General features: G+C 72.2%; 21 protein-coding genes. 16 read left to right on the forward strand and 5 right to left on the reverse strand.

The window, feature by feature from the left end; genetic code table 11:
- Positions 1-18: 18 nt before the first annotated feature.
- The 5 genes from O3X23_RS42325 to O3X23_RS42345 all read left to right on the forward strand — a co-directional run bounded on the left by O3X23_RS42325 (position 19) and on the right by O3X23_RS42345 (position 4,762).
- Positions 19-942, forward strand: coding sequence for a segregation and condensation protein A (locus O3X23_RS42325; protein ID WP_269280211.1), 924 nt, complete (start codon positions 19-21; stop codon positions 940-942).
- Positions 939-1,601, forward strand: a complete 663-nt coding sequence (gene scpB / locus O3X23_RS42330; RefSeq protein ID WP_269280157.1) for an SMC-Scp complex subunit ScpB — start codon at positions 939-941, stop codon at positions 1,599-1,601. The genes O3X23_RS42325 and scpB overlap by 4 nt, the downstream gene beginning before the upstream one ends.
- Positions 1,601-2,839 carry a pseudouridine synthase gene (locus tag O3X23_RS42335; protein ID WP_269280160.1) on the forward strand — a complete coding sequence of 413 codons (1,239 nt, stop codon included), beginning with the start codon at positions 1,601-1,603 and terminating at the stop codon, positions 2,837-2,839. Before scpB ends, O3X23_RS42335 begins: the two co-directional genes overlap by 1 nt.
- Before the next feature lie 127 nt (positions 2,840-2,966).
- Positions 2,967-3,746, forward strand: a complete 780-nt coding sequence (locus tag O3X23_RS42340; RefSeq protein ID WP_269280163.1) for a nucleotidyltransferase domain-containing protein — start codon at positions 2,967-2,969, stop codon at positions 3,744-3,746.
- On the forward strand, positions 3,743-4,762 hold the full coding sequence (locus O3X23_RS42345; RefSeq protein WP_269280165.1) for an ADP-ribosylglycohydrolase family protein: 1,020 nt from the start codon (positions 3,743-3,745) through the stop codon (positions 4,760-4,762). The genes O3X23_RS42340 and O3X23_RS42345 overlap by 4 nt, the downstream gene beginning before the upstream one ends.
- On the opposite strand, the gene O3X23_RS42350 is transcribed toward O3X23_RS42345, so the two are convergent.
- Positions 4,727-5,467, reverse strand: a complete 741-nt coding sequence (locus O3X23_RS42350) for a nucleotidyltransferase domain-containing protein (RefSeq protein ID WP_269280168.1) — start codon at positions 5,465-5,467, stop codon at positions 4,727-4,729. The two genes, O3X23_RS42345 and O3X23_RS42350, sit on opposite strands and share 36 nt — an antisense overlap.
- 41 nt (positions 5,468-5,508) lie before the next feature.
- Complete coding sequence (locus O3X23_RS42355; protein WP_269280171.1) at positions 5,509-5,871, reverse strand: DUF952 domain-containing protein; 363 nt, start codon at positions 5,869-5,871, stop codon at positions 5,509-5,511.
- A gap of 141 nt (positions 5,872-6,012) precedes the next feature.
- Between O3X23_RS42355 and aroH the strand changes: the two genes are divergently transcribed.
- From aroH to der, 5 genes are all read left to right on the forward strand, one after another.
- Positions 6,013-6,375 carry a chorismate mutase gene (gene aroH / locus O3X23_RS42360; RefSeq protein ID WP_269280174.1) on the forward strand — a complete coding sequence of 121 codons (363 nt, stop codon included), beginning with the start codon at positions 6,013-6,015 and terminating at the stop codon, positions 6,373-6,375.
- On the forward strand, positions 6,372-7,457 hold the full coding sequence (locus O3X23_RS42365; protein WP_269280177.1) for a prephenate dehydrogenase: 1,086 nt from the start codon (positions 6,372-6,374) through the stop codon (positions 7,455-7,457). Before aroH ends, O3X23_RS42365 begins: the two co-directional genes overlap by 4 nt.
- 211 nt (positions 7,458-7,668) lie before the next feature.
- On the forward strand, positions 7,669-8,346 hold the full coding sequence (gene cmk / locus O3X23_RS42370; RefSeq protein ID WP_331284018.1) for a (d)CMP kinase: 678 nt from the start codon (positions 7,669-7,671) through the stop codon (positions 8,344-8,346).
- Positions 8,304-8,999: a lysophospholipid acyltransferase family protein gene (locus O3X23_RS42375; protein ID WP_443048146.1), complete on the forward strand. Its 696-nt coding sequence runs from the start codon at positions 8,304-8,306 to the stop codon at positions 8,997-8,999. The genes cmk and O3X23_RS42375 overlap by 43 nt, the downstream gene beginning before the upstream one ends.
- A gap of 50 nt (positions 9,000-9,049) precedes the next feature.
- The gene (gene der, locus O3X23_RS42380) at positions 9,050-10,507 is read left to right on the forward strand and encodes a ribosome biogenesis GTPase Der (RefSeq protein WP_138353348.1); all 1,458 of its coding nucleotides are present in this window, start codon (positions 9,050-9,052) and stop codon (positions 10,505-10,507) included.
- A 48-nt stretch (positions 10,508-10,555) separates the two neighbouring features.
- Here der and O3X23_RS42385 read toward each other — a convergent pair whose 3' ends face one another.
- Both O3X23_RS42385 and O3X23_RS42390 read right to left on the reverse strand, forming a co-directional pair.
- On the reverse strand, positions 10,556-10,807 hold the full coding sequence (locus O3X23_RS42385) for a hypothetical protein (RefSeq protein ID WP_269280184.1): 252 nt from the start codon (positions 10,805-10,807) through the stop codon (positions 10,556-10,558).
- Between the two features lie 225 nt (positions 10,808-11,032).
- Complete coding sequence (locus O3X23_RS42390) at positions 11,033-11,851, reverse strand: hypothetical protein (protein ID WP_269280188.1); 819 nt, start codon at positions 11,849-11,851, stop codon at positions 11,033-11,035.
- A 464-nt stretch (positions 11,852-12,315) separates the two neighbouring features.
- Here O3X23_RS42390 and O3X23_RS42395 point away from each other — a divergent pair, with 464 nt between their 5' ends.
- The 3 genes from O3X23_RS42395 to O3X23_RS42405 all read left to right on the forward strand — a co-directional run bounded on the left by O3X23_RS42395 (position 12,316) and on the right by O3X23_RS42405 (position 15,218).
- Positions 12,316-12,852: a transglycosylase family protein gene (locus tag O3X23_RS42395; RefSeq protein WP_269280191.1), complete on the forward strand. Its 537-nt coding sequence runs from the start codon at positions 12,316-12,318 to the stop codon at positions 12,850-12,852.
- A gap of 153 nt (positions 12,853-13,005) precedes the next feature.
- Positions 13,006-13,611, forward strand: a complete 606-nt coding sequence (locus O3X23_RS42400; RefSeq protein ID WP_269280195.1) for a LysM peptidoglycan-binding domain-containing protein — start codon at positions 13,006-13,008, stop codon at positions 13,609-13,611.
- Positions 13,612-13,949: 338 nt separating this feature from the next.
- On the forward strand, positions 13,950-15,218 hold the full coding sequence (locus tag O3X23_RS42405; RefSeq protein WP_269280199.1) for a glycosyltransferase: 1,269 nt from the start codon (positions 13,950-13,952) through the stop codon (positions 15,216-15,218).
- A gap of 10 nt (positions 15,219-15,228) precedes the next feature.
- Here the strand turns inward: O3X23_RS42405 and O3X23_RS42410 are convergent, their stop codons facing one another.
- Positions 15,229-15,399, reverse strand: a complete 171-nt coding sequence (locus O3X23_RS42410; protein ID WP_269280217.1) for a hypothetical protein — start codon at positions 15,397-15,399, stop codon at positions 15,229-15,231.
- Between the two features lie 221 nt (positions 15,400-15,620).
- On the opposite strand from O3X23_RS42410, the gene exaC reads away from it, so the two are divergent.
- From exaC to O3X23_RS42425, 3 genes are all read left to right on the forward strand, one after another.
- Positions 15,621-17,144 (forward strand): acetaldehyde dehydrogenase ExaC, encoded by a 1,524-nt coding sequence (gene exaC, locus O3X23_RS42415; protein WP_269280201.1) that lies wholly within the window; start codon positions 15,621-15,623, stop codon positions 17,142-17,144.
- Positions 17,145-17,229: 85 nt separating this feature from the next.
- Entirely contained in the window at positions 17,230-17,607 is a 378-nt protein-coding gene (locus O3X23_RS42420; RefSeq protein ID WP_269280205.1) for a DUF779 domain-containing protein, read from the forward strand.
- Positions 17,608-17,777: 170 nt separating this feature from the next.
- Positions 17,778-17,996, forward strand: coding sequence for a proteinase inhibitor I78 (locus tag O3X23_RS42425; protein ID WP_269280208.1), 219 nt, complete (start codon positions 17,778-17,780; stop codon positions 17,994-17,996).
- Positions 17,997-18,044: the final 48 nt, after the last annotated feature.

Below are 18,044 nucleotides of genomic sequence, written 5' to 3' on the forward strand. Positions count from 1 at the left end.
GATCTGCTGCCGAGCAACATCGACTTGTCGGCGGCCGAGGTCCAACTGGTCAGCGAGGTGGCGCGCGAGGAACCGGCCCCCGCGCCCGAAGAGCCGCCCGACACCCCCGAAGCCCCCGATCCCCCCGACACCCCTGCCGTCCCCTCCGACGGCCGGTTCACCGTGCGGCTGGCCAACTTCGAGGGGCCGTTCGACCTGCTCCTCCAGCTGATCTCGAAGCACCGGATGGATGTGACCGAGGTCGCGCTGTCCACGGTCACCAACGAGTTCATGGCCCACATCCGCGCCATGGGCGCCGACTGGGACCTCGACCAGGCCACCGAGTTCCTCGTCGTCGCGGCGACCCTGCTCGACCTGAAGGCGGCCCGGCTGCTGCCGACCGCCGAGGTCGAGGACGAGGCGGACCTGGCGCTGCTGGAAGCGCGCGACCTGCTCTTCGCCCGGCTGCTGCAGTACCGCGCCTACAAGCGGATCGCGGCGATCTTCGCCGAGCGGCTGGAGGCGGAGGCGCTGCACCACCCCCGCACGGTCGGGCTGGAACCGCAGCACGCGGACCTGCTGCCGGAGGTCGTCCTCAGCGTCGGCCCCCAGCGGTTCGCGAAGCTGGCCGTCAAGGCCATGCAGCCCAAGCCGGTACCGCAGATCTACACCGACCACATCCACGCGCCCCTGGTCAGCGTCAGGGAGCAGGGCGAGCTGGTGGTGGCCCGGCTGATCGAGCTGGGGGAGAGCAGCTTCGCCGACCTCGCGGCGGACGCCCCGGACACCCTCACCGTCGTCGCGCGTTTCCTGGCCCTCCTGGAGCTGTACCGGGAGAAAGTGGTCGCGCTGGACCAGGAGGAGGCGCTCGGCACCCTGCTGGTGCGCTGGACCGGCGGTGCGCAGGAGGCCGCGCGGCGGCTCGTCACCGATGAATTCGACCCGGAGGGCAGAGAAAAATGACGGAAGACGCGGCGGCGCCCGCCGGGCCGCTCTCCGACGAGGTGGCCGCCCTCGACCTCGGGCCCGCGCTGGAGGCCGTCCTGATGGTCGTGGACGAGCCGGCCACCGTGGAGCAGCTGGCAACCGTCCTGCAGCGTCCGAAGCGGGCGGTGGCCGCCGCCCTGCGCGCGCTGTCCGGCGAGTACACCGCCCAGGGCCGGGGCTTCGACCTGCGGCTGGTCGCCGGCGGCTGGCGGTTCTACACCCGGCCGGCCTTCGCGCCGGCCGTGCAGAAGTTCGTTCTGGACGGCCAGCAGGCCCGGCTGACGCAGGCCGCGCTGGAGACGCTGGCGGTCGTCGCGTACCGCCAGCCGGTCAGCCGATCACGCGTTTCCGCGGTCCGCGGAGTCAACTGCGACGGTGTGATGCGCACCCTCCTGCAGCGCGGTCTGGTGGAGGAGGGTGGGACGGAACCCGAAACAGGTGCGATCCTGTACAGGACGACGAACTACTTTCTGGAGCGGATGGGCCTGCGAGGCCTGGACGAGCTACCCGAGCTCGCCCCCTTCCTGCCGGAGGCGGACGCCGTCGAGGCGGACTCCTTGGAAGGGGTTCCGTCGTTCGACCCGGATGCACCGGACGATGCAGATACGACGACTCACTCGACGACGGAACTTTGATGCGAAGCAGCGACAGGAACAGCGGCGGCAACCGGAACCCGAACCCCCGGGGCGGCAGCCCCCGCGGCGCGGGCGGGGGCTCCGGTAGCGGCGGCTCCCGTGGCGGCAGCGGCGCGGGCGGCGGTGGCGGCTCCCGCGGCGGCAGCGGCGGCGGCGCCCCCCGCAGCGGCAGCGGTGCCGGCGGCGCCGGCTCCCGCGGTGGCGGCGGCTACCCCCGCGGTGGCGGCAGCACGCCCCGCACCTCGGGCAGCGGCCAGCAGCGCGACGAGGAGAGGCGCACGCAGAACCCCCGTCCGGAGGAGCGGCGCTACGACGTCGGGAACACCGGCCAGTCCGGCGCGAACCGGCCCGGCGGCGTGCCCCCCGAGAAGCCGCGCTACCGCGCCACGGGCAACCTCGGCCGCAAGCCGATCCCCGCGAAGTCGCGCGAGCTCGAAGCCAAGATCGAGGAGCGCAACCGCTCCCGGTACGAGAACCGCCCGGAGATCAAGACTCCGAAGACGTTCGGCAACGACCAGGAGGGCGAGCGGCTGCAGAAGATCCTCGCCCGTGCCGGGATGGGATCGCGCCGTGCGTGCGAGGACCTGATCCACCAGCACCGCGTCGAGGTCAACGGCAAGATCGTCGTCGAGCAGGGCATGCGCGTCGACCCGGAGAAGGACGAGATCAAGGTGGACGGCCTGACGGTCGCCACCCAGTCGTACCTGTTCTTCGCGCTGAACAAGCCGGCCGGTGTCGTCTCCACCATGGAGGACCCCGACGGACGCCAGTGCCTGGGCGACTACGTCACCAACCGTGAGACCCGGCTCTTCCACGTCGGCCGCCTGGACACCGAGACGGAGGGCCTGATCCTCCTGACCAACCACGGGGAGCTGGCGCACCGCCTCACCCACCCGCGGTACGGCGTCAAGAAGACCTACCTCGCCGCGATCCAGGGCCCGCTGCCGCGTGACCTCGGCAAGCAGCTCAAGGACGGCATCGAGCTGGAGGACGGTCTGGCGCGCGCCGACCACTTCCGCGTCGTGGAGAACCTCGGCAAGAACTACCTGGTCGAGGTGACCCTGCACGAGGGCCGCAAGCACATCGTGCGCCGGATGCTCTCCGAGGCCGGCTTCCCGGTCGACCGGCTGGTGCGCACCCACTTCGGTCCGATCCCGCTGGGCGACCAGAAGTCCGGCTGGCTGCGCCGCCTCACCAACACCGAGGTCGGCATGCTGATGGGCGAGGTCGAGCTCTAAAGCGTCACGACACCGCGTTCCGGCCGGTCGGAACGGTCCTCCGGGCCGTTGCGGCCGGCCGTCGCCGTACGGACCGGTGGACGAAAACAGTGGCCCGGCGGCCCGTGGTACGGCGAGGATGGTCCCCATGACCATCCACGCCGACCCTCTCCACGCCGCGGGCCTGCCCGATCTGAGCCCGGTCCTCGCCGAGCTGACCGCCCGGGAACAGCTGATCTTCGCCACGGTCTCCGGCGCGCACCTGTACGGATTCCCGTCCCGTGATTCGGACGTCGACCTGCGCGGGGTCCACCTGCTGCCGCTGGCCGACCTCATCGGCCTGCGGGAGGGCGAGGAGACCCGGACCCGGATGTGGAACCGGGACGGCCTGGAGCTGGATCTGGTCACGCACGACCTGCTGAAGTTCTGCCGGCTGATGCTGCGCCGCAACGGTTATGTGCTGGAGCAGCTGCTCTCCCCGCTGGTCGTGCACACCAGCGGCGTGCACCGCGAGCTCGCCGCCCTGGCGCCCGGTGTGATCACCCGGCAGCACGGTCACCACTACCGCGGGTTCGCGGCCACGCAGTGGCGCCTGTACGAGAGGAACGGCGAGCTCAAGCCGCTGCTCTACACCTTCCGTGCGCTGCTGACCGGTATCCGGCTGATGCGCGGCGGCGGTGTCGAGGCGCATCTGCCGACGCTGCTCGGCCAGATCACCGCCCCCGCCTACCTCCCGGAACTCATCGAGGCCAAGGCGGCGGCCGAGCACGGCCCGGCGACGGGCATGGGCATCGCCCACGTCGCCCGCGACGTCGAGACGCTGCACGCCGTGCTGGACGAGGCGCAGGCCGCCTCCCGGCTGCCGGACGAGAGCACCGCGCACGACGCCCTGCACGACCTCGCTGTCCGGACGCGGGTGGCGGCGTGAGCGGCGACCCGCGGCGCCCGGCGACCGGCGCCCTGATCGGACTGGCGCTCGGGGACGCCCTCGGGTTCCCGACCGAGTTCAACGACGTGCCCTCGATCCTGCGGAAGATGGGCCCGTGGCGGGAGATGGAGCTGCTCCGGCCCGCGATCGTCACCGACGACACCCAGATGACGCTCGCGCTCGCGCGCGGCCTGCGCACCGCGATGGAGCGCGGGCCGCTGGCGCCGCTGCGGATGACGCGGCCGGTGCGGGACGAGTACGTCGAGTGGTGGCGGTCGCCGGAGAACAACCGGGCGCCCGGCAGGACCTGCCTGGTGGCCTGCGAGCGGCTCAGCCATGAGGGCCGCCGCTGGCAGGAAGCGAGCCAGACCGGCTCCAAGGGCTGCGGGGCCAACATGCGGGTCGCGCCGATCGGGCTGGTGCCCGGGCTCGACGAGGAGACCCGCGCGGGCGCCGCGCAGCTCCAGTCGGCGCTGACCCACGGGCATCCCACCGCGCTCGCGGCGAGCGACCTCACCGCGCACGCGGTGCTCCTGCTCGCCCAGGGCGCGCGGCCGGACGAACTGGTCGGCCTGCTGCGCGGCTACGCGACCGCCAACCGGTCCGTCTACCACCACCGTTGGCTGGACGACCTGTGGACGTACGCGCAGGACCCGCTGCCGACCAGTTTCATCGAACGCGGCTGGGACGACTGCCTGGCGGTGCTGGACCGGCTGGAGGCGGCGCTGCGCGACCCGGACCCGGAGCAGGACCCGTGTCTGGCCGCCGGGGAGGGCTGGATCGCCGAGGAGGCGCTCGCCACCGGGCTGCTGTGCTTCCTGCTCTTCCCGGGCGAGCCGGTGACCGCCCTGCGGCGGGCGGCCTGCACCTCGGGGGACTCGGACTCGATCGCCTGCCTGGCCGGCGCCTTCGCGGGCGCCCATCTCGGCGCGGCGGCGTGGCCCGCCGAGTGGGCCGGGCGGATCGAGTACCGCGAGGAGCTACTGGGGTTCGGCGCCCTGTGGGACGGCATCTGAGGCGGCCACCGGGTCCGGGGCGCCGGCGGAGGCGCGGCGCACCCGGATCAGGAAGTCCTCGACGCGGGCCCGGTCGGGCTCGGCGGGCAGCGGCGAGCCGCCGACCGCCGCGTCCGCCGCGTCGTGCAGCTCCGTCATCCAGACCCGCACCGCGTCCCAGGAGACCTCGCCGCGCTTGACGGCCAGCAGCCGCTCCCGGTGCTCGCCGACGTCGATCCGCAGCTCACCGCCGCGCAGCACGTCACGGCAGCTGATCAGCAGCCGCAGCAGGTGCATGGCGTGCTTCCAGCGCGGCGCCCCGTGGTTGCGGATGTCGCCCTCGAGCTTGTGCAGCTGCTGGGCCGCATAGCCGCGGAAGGTGGCGTGGACCCGCCGCGACAGGAAGGCGTCGCGCAGGGCGAGCAGCTCGCGGCCGGTGTCGTCCAGCCGCTCCACGAGGGGTGAGTGGAGGCATTCGAGGAGGTTGGGGTTGGCGCGCAGCGCCAGGTCGCAGAAGCGCTCCAACTCCCACGAGAACTGTTCCTCCGCCGGGCCGTCCACGTGCGTCGGGGGCTTGGTGAAGCCCCAGAAGAGCGGGGTGGGCGCCACGTACACGCCCCGGCGGTCGGTGTCGCTGCCGTCGGTGGCCAGCCCGAAGGCGCGCGAGCCCATGACACAGGAGTAGACGGTGTGACGGCGTACGAGATCGTGATCGTGTCCGGGCATACGGCGATTATGAGGCGCGGTGAACAGGGCGGGAGCCCCGGCTAGGACCACGGTGTGAGGCGCAGCGGGCGGCCCTCCGCGTCCCGTTCGACCTCCAGCATCCCGGTCACCGCCGTGCGGTTGATCCGGCCGTACACGTGCGGGAAGAGGGTGTCCGCGGCGACGCCGGGCGGCGGGACCGGGTCCGCGGCCTCCCAGCGCACCGGATGGTCCAGCTCCTCCTCGTCGATGAGCAGCACCATCAGCGGTCCCGTCGTGTCCCGGTAGAAGGCCTCGGCGACGGCCAGGGTCACGGCCTCGTCGGGGGAGCAGTGCACGAAGCCGTCCTCGGCGAGGGAGGCGGGCGCGTACGGGCGGTCTGGCTCGCGGAGCCAGCTGTCGAGCGCGACGAGATGAAGGATCATGTGAAGTGTTGTACCGGAAGCTCGCGACCTCCAGGTGACGGATGCGTTGACCCGTCTCGCAGGGCGGTCGCCGTGACCGGCCTTCCGATCACGTGGTTACGCTGGGTGGGTTCGGATGTGAGGGCATGAGGGAGCAGTGACGTGGCGGTACGAGCGGTCCGCGGAGCCGTCCAGCTGGAGCGGGACGAGGCGGAGCACATGCACGGACAGGTGTCCGAGCTGCTCACCGCCATCCTGGAGCGCAACCGGCTCGCGGTGGACGACCTGATCAGCGTGATCTTCACCGCCACCCCCGACCTGCACAGTGACTTCCCGGCGGTGGCGGCCCGCAAGCTCGGCATCGTGGACGTGCCGCTGGTCTGCGCCCAGGAGCTGGACATCGAGGGCGCCATGCCGCGCGTGGTGCGCATCCTCGCGCACGTCGAGAGCGAGCTGCCGAAGAGCGAGATCGGGCACGTCTACCTCGGCGCCGCGGCCGCGCTCCGCAAGGACATCGCCCAGTGAGGACCGCCCTGGTCGTCGGAACCGGCCTGATGGGCACCTCCGCCGCGCTCGCCCTGGTCTCCCGCGGCGTCGAGGTGTACCTGGAGGACCACGACCCTTCGGTCGCGCGCACCGCCGCGGCGCTCGGGGCGGGCAGCGCGCTGGCCCCCGAGGGCCGGGTCGACCTCGTCGTCGTCGCCGTGCCGCCGGCGCACGTGGCGGCCACCCTCGCCGACGCGCAGCGCCGCGACCTGGGCCGCGGCTACCTCGACGTGGCCAGCGTGAAGGCCGGTCCGCGCCGCGATCTGCAGGCGCTGGGCTGCGACCTGTCCCGCTACATCGGCACGCACCCGATGGCGGGCCGCGAGCTCTCCGGCCCGCTGGCCGGCACCGCCGACCTCTTCGAGGGCCGGCCCTGGGTGCTGACTCCCACCCGGGAGACCGAGACCGAGGTGCTCAACCTCGCCCTGGAGCTGGTCGCCCTGTGCCGCGCCGTGCCGGTGGTGATGGACGCCGACGAGCACGACCGGGCCGTCGCGCTCGTCTCGCACACCCCGCAGCTGGTCTCCAGCATGGTCGCGGCCCGGCTGGAGCACGCCGCGGACACCGCCGTGCGGCTGTGCGGGCAGGGCATCCGCGACGTCACCCGCATCGCCGGTTCCGAACCCGGCATGTGGATGGACATCCTGGCCGCCAACCCCGGCCCGGTGGCCGATGTGCTCGCGGAGGTCGCCACCGACCTGACCGGCGCCGTCGAGGCGCTGCGCGGGCTGCAGTCCGCCGACGAGGACAAGCGGCGCACGGGCGCCGCCGGGATCCAGGACATCCTGCTGCGCGGCAACGCCGGGCGGGACCGGGTCCCCGGCAAGCACGGAACGGCCCCCAAGACCTACGAGGTGGTCGCGGTGCTCATCGGCGACCAGCCGGGCGAGCTGGCACGGATCTTCGCCGACGCCGGTGCGGCCGGCGTGAACATCGAGGACGTCCGCATCGAGCACTCGACGGGTCAGCAGGCCGGCCGGGTGCAGCTCATGGTGGAGCCGGCGGCGGCGCCCGGCCTGACGAGCGCGCTGCGCGAGCGGGGCTGGTCCATCCGGTCCTGAGCGGCCCACGAGTGGGGCACGAGTGGCCCCGCCGAGCGGCCCGGAGCAGCCCCGAAGCCGCTCAGGACGCGCGGAGGGACGGCTTCCGGCGACCGGGGACAACGGCTGTGGTACGTGCGCTGGTGCCCTGCCGGTAACCTTGGGGGATGGCCTCCGGCGACAGCCGGGCCGCCCTCACCCCGTAACCGTGCCCAAGGAAGGCCCTCGCGCTGTGGAATCTCCGGTGATCGTCGCCATCGACGGCCCCTCGGGCACGGGTAAGTCCAGCACGTCGAAGGCCGTCGCGGCCAAGCTCGGCCTCAGCTACCTCGACACCGGCGCCCAGTACCGGGCGATCACCTGGTGGATGCTGAGCAACGGCGTGGACGTGAGCGACAGCGACGCCGTGGCCAACGCCTCCGCCAAGCCCGTCATCGTCTCCGGCACCGAGCCCGCGGGCCCGACCATCACCGTGGACGGCGAGGACGCCTCCGGGCCGATCCGCACCCATGAGGTCACCGCCGCGGTCAGCGCCGTCAGCGCGGTGCCCGAGGTGCGCACCCGGCTGGTCGGGCTGCAGCGCGCGGCCGCCTCCTCCGCGCCGGAGGGCATCGTCGTGGAGGGCCGGGACATCGGCACCACGGTGCTGCCCGACGCCACCCTCAAGATCTTCCTGACTGCCTCCGCCGAGGCCCGCGCGTTCCGGCGCAGCGGTGAGCTCAAGGGCGCGCAGAGCGTGCAGGCCACCCAGGACGCCCTGGTCAAGCGGGACGCGGCCGACTCCGGCCGCAAGACCTCGCCGCTGGCCAAGGCGGACGACGCCATAGAGGTCGACACCACCGACCTCTCCCTCGACCAGGTCATCGAGTGCATCGTCACCCTGATCGAGGAGAAGCGAGCGGCTCGGTGACGTCCCAGCACCTGACGGCGCCCGGCCCGCGCGGAGCGGCGGTCGGCCGCCGCATCGGCATTGGCCTGATGAACGGCCTGTGGCGGCCCCGCGTCCTCGGCGCCTGGCGGGTGCCGGCCCACGGGCCGGTCATCCTGGCGGGCAACCACTCGCACAACGTGGACGGGCCGATGATCATCGGCACCTCCCCGCGGCCCGTGCACTTCCTCGTCAAGAAGGAAGCGTTCATCGGCCCGCTGGACCCGTTCCTGCGCGGCATCGGCCAGCTCGCCGTCGACCGCCACAGCGCCGACCGCACCGCCATCACGGCCGCGCTCGGCGTGCTGGCGCGCGGCGGTGTGCTCGGGATCTTCCCCGAGGGCACCCGCGGGGTGGGCGACTTCGCGGAACTGCGCTCCGGTCTCGCGTACTTCGCGGTGCGCTCCGGCGCGCCTGTGGTGCCCGTCGCCGTCCTGGGCAGTGCCCGCCAGGGGCGGGTGATAGCCGGGTTGCCACCGCTGCGCAGCCGTATCGACATCGTCTTCGGGGACCCGTTCGACGCGGGCGACGGGAGCGGGCGGCGGACCCGTACGGCGATGGACACCGCCACGTCGCGCATCCAGGAGCGGCTCACCGCGCACCTGGCCCACGCCAAGCAAGCCACCGGCCGCTGATACCGCACCAGGTACCGCAGCCACCACTGTTGATCGACGGAGAAGCTTTCATGGACAACCAGAACGAACACGGCGACGTCGGCGCGCTCGGCGACGACGAGTACGCGGAGTTCATGGAACTCGCGGCCGAGGAGGGCTTCGACCTCGAGGAGGTCGCCGGCGACCTGGCGGCGGCGGGCCACGGCCCGCTCCCGGTCCTCGCCGTTGTCGGCCGCCCGAACGTCGGCAAGTCGACGCTGGTCAACCGCATCATCGGCCGCCGTGAGGCGGTCGTCGAGGACAAGCCGGGCGTCACCCGCGACCGGGTCAACTACGAGGCGAACTGGAACGGCCGCCGCTTCACGATCGTCGACACCGGCGGCTGGGAGCAGGACGTCCTCGGCATCGACGCCTCCGTCGCCGCCCAGGCCGAGTTCGCGATCCAGGCGGCCGACGCGGTCGTCTTCGTCGTGGACTCCACGGTCGGCGCCACCGACACCGACGAGGCCGTCGTCCGGCTGCTGCGCAAGTCCGGCAAGCCCGTCGTGCTGGCCGCCAACAAGGTCGACGGCCAGTCCGGCGAGGCGGACGCCGCCGCGCTGTGGAACCTGGGCCTGGGCGAGCCGCACGCCGTCTCGTCGCTGCACGGCCGCGGCACCGGCGACCTGCTCGACGCGATCATGGAGGCGCTGCCCGAGGCGCCCGCGATGACCTTCGGTGCGGGCATCGGCGGTCCGCGCCGCATCGCCCTGATCGGCCGCCCGAACGTCGGCAAGTCGAGCCTGCTCAACCGCGTCGCCGGCGAGCACCGCGTGGTCGTCGACAAGGTCGCCGGCACCACCCGCGACCCGGTCGACGAGCTGATCGAGCTCGGCGGCATCACCTGGAAGTTCATCGACACCGCCGGTATCCGCCGCCGCGTGCACCTCCAGGAAGGCGCGGACTACTACGCGTCGCTGCGTACCGCCGCCGCGCTGACCAAGGCGGAGGTCGCGGTGGTCCTGATCGACACGACCGAGTCGATCAGCGTCCAGGACACCCGCATCATCACCATGGCCGTCGAGGCCGGGCGCGCCGTCGTCATCGCCTACAACAAGTGGGACCAGATCGACGAGGAGCGCCGCTATTACCTGGAGCGCGAGATCGAGCAGGATCTCGTGCAGGTCCAGTGGGCGCCGCGGGTGAACGTCTCGGCGCTCACCGGCCGCCACATGGAGAAGCTGGTCCCGGCGATCGAGGCCGCCATCGCGGGCTGGGAGACGCGCATCCCCACCGGCCGCCTCAACGCCTTCCTCGGCGAGCTGGTCGCCGGCCACCCGCACCCGATCCGCGGCGGCAAGCAGCCCCGCATCCTGTTCGGGACGCAGGCCGGCACCCGGCCGCCGCGCTTCGTGCTCTTCGCCTCGGGCTTCCTGGAGGCGGGGTACCGCCGCTTCGTCGAGCGCCGGCTGCGTGAGGAGTTCGGCTTCGTCGGCACGCCGATCCAGGTCTCGGTGCGGGTCCGCGAGAAGCGCGGCCGCAACAAGTAGTCCCGGCCCGGGGGAGCGGGCCTTCCCGGCCCGCCCCCCGCGAACCGGTCAGAGCCCGTACGTCCGGTTGGTGTCCGTGCGGCCCGGCGGCAGCGCCGCGGCCGGGCGGTTGCCGCGGTGCCGGCCGGGCGCGATGTCGTACGGCTGGTCGTGCCACGCCGAGAAGGCGTTGAACTGCGTGGCCTCCTCGCCGGAGCGGTCGCCCGGCAGGGCCCGGAAGAGCCTGCGGTACTCCGAGTAGAGGGCGTCGTAGATCGGCGTGCCCGAGCTGACCCCGGTGGAATCCTGCGCGCTGCGCATCGACGGAATCTGGCTCTGGTAGGGGACTCGGGAGAAAGCGTCAAAGGTGTGCACGAATGTGCCAACGACTGCTCAGCGTCCAAGATGCGGGCAGGGCGGGCCAAATGCGGATCTTTGGTCGCGCGAGGAGGGGCGCGTACGGCTTTCCGTACGCGCCCCTCCGTCCGTCGGCGTCCGGCCCGGCCCGGCCGCGTTCTCAGCGGTGCCGCGGGCCGGACCGGCCCCTCAGGTGCCCGAAAGGGGCATCGTCGCGCCCACCAGCAGGCCGTGACCGGCCGCGCGCTCCAGCGCGTCCCGCATCAGGTCCTCGCGCGGCTGGCGGCCGATCGAGTCGGCCGGGGCGGCGTAGACGTACACCTCGTTGGTGCGGTTCACCGCGCTGCGCCAGCCGTCGCTGACCTGCAGCGGCTGGTGGGCCTGCCACCAGGAGACGGCGGGGCCGCCGGTGGCGCCCGGCTGCAGGACCGCGTGCAGCTGGCCCATGGCCAGCAGCACCGACCAGCCGCTCAGCGCGGGCGGCGGCACCGCCAGGTCGAGCTGGGGCATGAAGCCCTGCTCGATCATGAGGGGGAGGAAGTCGTCCCCGTCGCCGGTGGATCCCGGGCGGCTGATGGCGCCGGTCGGCTCGACCACCAGGGCCGGCCGGAGCACCCCCTCGACCAGGACGAGGCCGCAGGTGATGCCCAGCACCGCCTGGCGCGGCATGCCCGCGGTCCCGGCCTCCCGGGCGCCGTCCACCAGGACGGACGTCGTCCCGCCGGCCGCGTCGTCGGCGGTGATGCTGCGGACCGCGCCCTGGAGCTGCTCCTCGGAGACCGGCACCACCTGGGAGGGGATGCAGGTCGCGTGGGCGAAGGCGAGCACCGCGGTCTCGTCGCTGATGAACAGGACGGTGCTGGTGCGCTCGTGGCCGGTGTTGCCCGGGGTGCGACAGGAGGTGCAGTCGTACGTCCCCGGGGCGTTCTCCCCGGCGAGCAGACGCGTGGCCTCCTCCTCGCCGATCTCGGCGCGTACCTCGGCGCTGACGTCGAGCATGGGCGGCACGGAGGCCTCCTTGACTGTGCGGCTGCGGTTGCTGCGCAGAGCGTTCCTCCGCGCACAGTGACAACGGACGACCTGTGGTGAGGGTCACGCTTTGCGGCACATCCGTTCCCGTCGCCGGGTGCGCAGGGTGACCGACGGCCCGGAGTTAATCACTCCACGTCGAACTCGCGTGCGCAGGGAAGTTCCTGCCGCGGTGAGGTGGGTCACAACCGCCGGTGCGCCAATACCTCTTTAGCATGACAAGTACGTGTCAAAGGGTCGGAAAAAATACGTCCTTACTTCGGGTAACCGTCAAGTGGCCTGCAACGAACCGGTTTTGGTTGATTCGGTGCACGAGGGTGTCTAGGTTCTCGGCTCGTGTGCAAAGAGCACCGCCCGGGTTCGGACGGGCACCGGCGTCCGACGCGCCGGTGGACGTTCTTGAGGCACGACGGGGAACCCCGGGTCCGTGGAGAGGGAAATCCATGGTCTTGGCCAAGTACCGAGCAATCGCCGTGTTCACCGGCATGGCGGCACTGAGCCCGCTGGCCGTCCTGGCCGCGGGAGGAGAGGCGTCCGCGGCCGACAGCGGCGTGTGGGACCGCATCGCCAAGTGCGAGAGCGGCGGCAACTGGCACATCAACAACGGCAACGGCTACTACGGCGGCCTGCAGTTCGCCGCCGGCACCTGGCGGTCGAACGGCGGCACGCAGTACGCCCCGACCGCCGACAAGGCCTCCCGCGAGCAGCAGATAGCCATCGCGACCAAGGTGCAGCGGTCGAGCGGCTGGGGGGCGTGGCCGGTCTGCGCCCGCCGTGCCGGGGCGTACGGCAGCGCGCCGTCCGCGGGTACCCCCAAGGCGTCGCCCCCGAAGGCGAAGGCGGTGCGGCCGAAGGCGCAGCCGCAGCGGGCCGCCGAGCGTCCGAGCCGCAGCCAGGAGCGTGCCGCGGCCGCGGTCACGGCCAAGGCCGCCGGAGCTCCGCTGGCGATCCGGCCGCCCGCCTGGTGGCCCACCTGGTGACGCTCTCTCAGGGGTGGCATCCGGCCTGACGCGGGCCGCGGCGGCTGCTCCGACCGGGTGGGGCGCGCGGCGCGCCGCGGGTGGCAGAGGGTGGGAGTGGACGGGACGTGCCTAGCGTGACCCGCTATGAACGACCTGTCCTCATCTCATCGCATGAACGTACTTGCCGGATGCCGGGTCATGGTTGTCGCGGCGACCGCCGCCACCGTCCTGGCCGTCCTGCTCCCGCTCTCGGCCGCGCCCGCCCGCGCCGACTCCCCACCCGTGCAGGGGGGCAACCCGGCCGTCAGGGCCGCCGCCCACGCCGGCAACCCGGTGGACACCCCAGCGTCGCGCCCGTCGGTGTGGGAGCGCCTCGCAATGTGCGAGAGCAGCGGCGACTGGCACATCAACACCGGCAACGGCTTCTACGGCGGCCTGCAGTTCTGGCAGCCGACGTGGGAGGAGTTCGGCGGCCTGCGGTACGCGCGCCGAGCCGACCTGGCCACCCCGGCGCAGCAGATCGCCGTCGCCCAGAAGGTCCAGCGCGCCCAGGGCTGGGAAGCCTGGCCGGTCTGCTCCAAGCAGCAGCACCTCGACGGCCGGACGCACGTCGTGGCGGCGGGCGACACCCTCGGGGCGCTCGCCGTGAAGTACGCGGTGAGCGGTGGCTGGCAGGAGCTGTACCGGGTCAACAAGAAGACCGTGGGCCCCGACCCGGACCGTCTCGAGGTCGGCACGACGCTCGTCATTCCGGACGCCCGGCGGGCTCGCCTGTGAACACCGCCTCCCCCCGCCGTCCGCGGTGAGGCCCGCGGGCGCCTCGTAGGCGCGCACTGCGGCCCGGGGTGACAGTCCCCAGCCCCGGCAGCAGCACCCGTGGCACCGCCGGCATCCGCTGCTCGCCGCCGGAGAGCGTCCCGGCCCGGCGGCGAGCTGCGGGAGCCCGACCCGGCGGGCAACTGCCCGACGGTGCCCCAACTGCCCTGCACGCCCTGCGGAGTGTCACTTCCCGGCCGCCAACCGGGGAGCCGGTCAGATCTTGCTATCGTCCGTCTGTCGTCCGCGGACGACGACGGGCGGGGGGTCCGCCGGGCAACGGGGAGACACGGAAACGCATGCGCATCTCATTCCTGATCCACAACGCGTACGGAATCGGCGGCACCATCCGTACGACGTGCAATCTCGCCGGCAAGCTGGCCGAGCGGCACGACGTGGAGATCGTCTCCGTCTTCCGGCACCTGGACGAACCGCAGTTCGCCTACGACCCCCGCGTCCGGCTGCGACACCTGGTGGACCTGCGCGAGGACAGCCAGGACTCCGACCTCGACGACCCGCGGCGGCGCACCCCCGCCACGGTCTTCCCGGCGTCCGACCGCCGCCACGACCACTACAGCGCCCTCACCGACGAGCGCATCGCCCGCCACCTGGCGCGGCTCGACGCGGACGTCGTCGTCGGCACCCGCCCCGGGCTCAATGTGCACATCGCGCGGCAGGCTCCGCGCGCCATGGTGCGCGTCGCCCAGGAGCACCTGACCCTCGACACCCACTCCACCAAGCTCGTGCTGCTGCTGCGCCGGCTCTATCCACGGCTCGACGCGGTCGTCACCACCACAGCGGCCGATGCCGCCGCCTACCGCCGCCGCATTCCCGGCGTCCGCGTCACCCCGGTGCCCAACAGCGTTCCCGCCACCGGCACCGACCCCTCACCGTGCACGGAACCGGTCGTCGCCGCCGCCGGCCGCCTCGCGCCCGCGAAGTGCTACGACGACCTGATCCGGGCCTTCGCCAAGGTCGCGGCAGAACGGCCGGACTGGACCCTGCGGCTGTACGGCGCCGGCCCCGAGCGGCAGAAGCTGGCCGACCTCGTCGCCGAGCTCCACGCGCAGGACGCCGTCCGTCTGATGGGGGCCACCTCGCCGTTGGAGCCGGAACTGGCGAAGGCGTCGATCCTCGCCGTCTCCTCCAGCATGGAGTCGTTCGGCATGACGATCGTCGAGGGCATGCGCGCGGGCCTGCCCGTCGTCAGCACCGACTGCCCGCTGGGCCCGCGGGAGATCATCTCCGAGGGCGTGGACGGCCTGCTGGTACCGCCGCGCGACGTCGACGCGATGGCCGCCGCGCTGCTGCGGCTGATCAACGACGACGAACTGCGCGCCGCGATGGGCCGAGCGGCGTCGGTCAAGGGCGAGCAGTACGATCCGGACCGCGTCGCCCGGCTGCACGAGACGCTCTTCCAGCGGCTGCTCGACGCCCGCGCCCGGCCCGGTGGCCGCGGGCGCGCCGCCGTGCTGTCGGCCGGCGGACAGGTGCTGGGCGCCGCCTATACCCTCGGCGACGTGGCGCTGGCGGCGGGCCGCAAGGCGCGGCGGACGCTGGGGAAGTGACGGCCGTCGGTCACCGCCCCTCGCGGGCCGCCACCTCCGGGTGGTGCGGATCGAAGGCGGGGGATTCGGAGCGGACCTCCGGCAGCGTCACGAAGCCCTGCCGTGGCGGCGGGCGGGCGGTGGCCCATCGCTGCCGTTCCCGTGCCGGTTCCGGTGCCGCCCCCTTCGCCGGTGCCGTCATGGCGCGCTCCCTTGCTGTCGGACACCTGTGAGCCATCCGGGCAGGAGCCCATCATGCTCGTCCGTATGACCAACACGCGAGAGTGCGTAGGCGATCTGGCCGAGTCGGTTCCGCCGCAGTAGCGTGCGCGGCATCACCTCTCTCACGTTTCGCGGGCGGCCTTCGGCGATCTCCCGCGCTATCACGGCATCCGCTCTCGGCAGCATCGAAGGAGCAGCCTCATGACGGTCTATCAGCCCCCCGGAAACTCTGGCAGTCCCGCCTCCTTCCCCTCCCGTTACGAGAACTGGATCGGCGGCGAATGGACCCCTCCGGTCGGGGGAAAGTATTTCGAGAACCCGACGCCGGTCACCGGCAGGGCGTTCATCGACATAGCCCGCTCCACCGCCGCCGACGTCGAACTGGCCCTGGACGCGGCCCACTCGGCGGCGCCCGCGTGGGGGCGTACCGCCCCCGCCGAGCGTGCCGCCGTCCTCAACCGGGTCGCCGACCGGATGGAGCAGCACCTCACCGAACTGGCCGTCGCCGAGGTCTGGGACAACGGCAAGCCGGTGCGTGAGGCCCTGGCCGCCGACCTGCCGCTGGCGATCGACCACCTCCGGTACTTCGCGGGCGTGCTGCGCGCCCAGGAGGGGACGATCTCGCAGCTGGACGAGGACACCGTCGCCTACCACTTCCAGGAGCCGTTAGGAGTGGTCGCGCAGATCATCCCCTGGAATTTCCCGATCCTGATGGCCGTCTGGAAGCTCGCCCCGGCGCTCGCGGCCGGCAACTGCGTGGTCCTCAAGCCGGCCGAGCAGACCCCGGCCTCGATCATGTACCTGATGGACCTGATCCAGGACCTCATCCCGCCGGGCGTCGTCAACCTCGTCAACGGCTTCGGCACCGAAGCCGGCAAGCCGCTCGCCTCCAGCCCCCGCGTCGCGAAGGTCGCCTTCACCGGCGAGACCACCACCGGCCGGCTGATCATGCAGTACGCGAGCCAGAACATCATCCCGGTCACGCTCGAACTCGGCGGCAAGAGCCCGAACATCTTCTTCGCCGACGTGGCGGCCGCCCCCGACGAGTTCTACGACAAGGCCCTCGAAGGCTTCGCGATGTTCGCCCTCAACCAGGGCGAGGTCTGCACCTGCCCGTCCCGCGCCTTCATCCAGGCGCCGATCTACGACACCTTCCTCGGCGACGCCCTGGAGCGCACCCGCTCGATCCAGCAGGGCAACCCCCTCGACACCGGCACGATGATCGGCGCCCAGGCCAGCAACGACCAGCTGGAGAAGATCCTCTCCTATATCGACATCGGCATCGCCGAGGGAGCCAAGCTCCTCACCGGCGGCGAACGTCTGGACCTCGGCGGCGACCTCTCCGGCGGCTACTACGTGGCCCCGACGATCTTCGAGGGAGACAACAGCATGCGGATCTTCCAGGAGGAGATCTTCGGCCCCGTGGTTTCCGTGGCCCGCTTCGACGAGCTCGACGACGCCGTCTCCCTCGCCAACGACTCCCTCTACGGGCTCGGCGCCGGCGTCTGGACCCGCGACATGAACACCGCGTTCCGCGCCGGCCGCGCCATCCAGGCCGGCCGCGTCTGGACCAACTGCTACCACGCCTACCCGGCCCACGCCGCCTTCGGCGGCTACAAGAACTCCGGCATAGGCCGCGAGAACCACAAGATGATGCTCGACCACTACCAGCAGACCAAGAACCTGCTGGTCAGCTACAGCCCGAACGCACAGGGGTTCTTCTGACCGCCCACGGGATCCCCGGGCCGCGGGACGGTGGCCCGGGGATCCGCGGGGGTGGGGGCCGGGTAGGAGACAGGGACGGTGAAGCATGGATGTGACCAACCGGGTCGGGGTGACCGGGGCGGCGGCGGAACTGTTGCGGCGGCTGGCCGACGAGCACGGTCCGCTGATGTTCCACCAGTCCGGCGGGTGCTGCGACGGCAGTTCGCCGATGTGCTATCCGGCGGGCGAGTTCCTGACCGGCGACTCGGACGTGCACCTCGGGGATCTGGGCGTGGCGGGCATGGAACCCGTGCCGGTGTGGATGGCGCGGGACCAGTTCGCGTACTGGAGCCATACGCATCTGACGATTGACGTGGTGCCCGGGCGGGGCAGCGGTTTTTCCCTGGAGGCACCGACGGGAAATCGCTTCCTTATCCGCTCCCGACTGTTGACCGACGAGGAGTTGAAGGCATTGCGGACATGATGTGCGCGAGCCATGCGCATGCTGTGTCCGAGGTGAATTAGTCGCTTTCCGAACATTTCCGCGAGAGGGCAAACGCTTAAGCGGATTCTGTGACAGAAGCGTGACGATCAACGTTGAGTGTTGCCCGTGCGCGCCTTCCCCGATGTGCGTCCGGTGCTTACGGTGGGGGTATGTCACCGATACCGACACCTGGATCCCGGCCCCCGGACGACCCGGGGAAGGCCTACGTGGGACTGCCCCCGGACGAGGCCGAGCGGCGTGCGAGGGAGCGCGGCTGGACCACGGTCCGTTCGCTTCCCGAAGGGGCGGTCATCACCATGGAGTACGTCGAGGGGCGGCTGAACTTCACCGTCGCGGACGGCAGGGTGACGCGCTCCTGGCAGGGTTGACCGCCCGTCCCGCGACGGAGCCCCATGGGCGCCGGGCGGGTTCTGGAA

This window comes from Streptomyces sp. H39-S7, assembly GCF_027158205.1.
Taxonomy (GTDB): domain Bacteria; phylum Actinomycetota; class Actinomycetes; order Streptomycetales; family Streptomycetaceae; genus Actinacidiphila.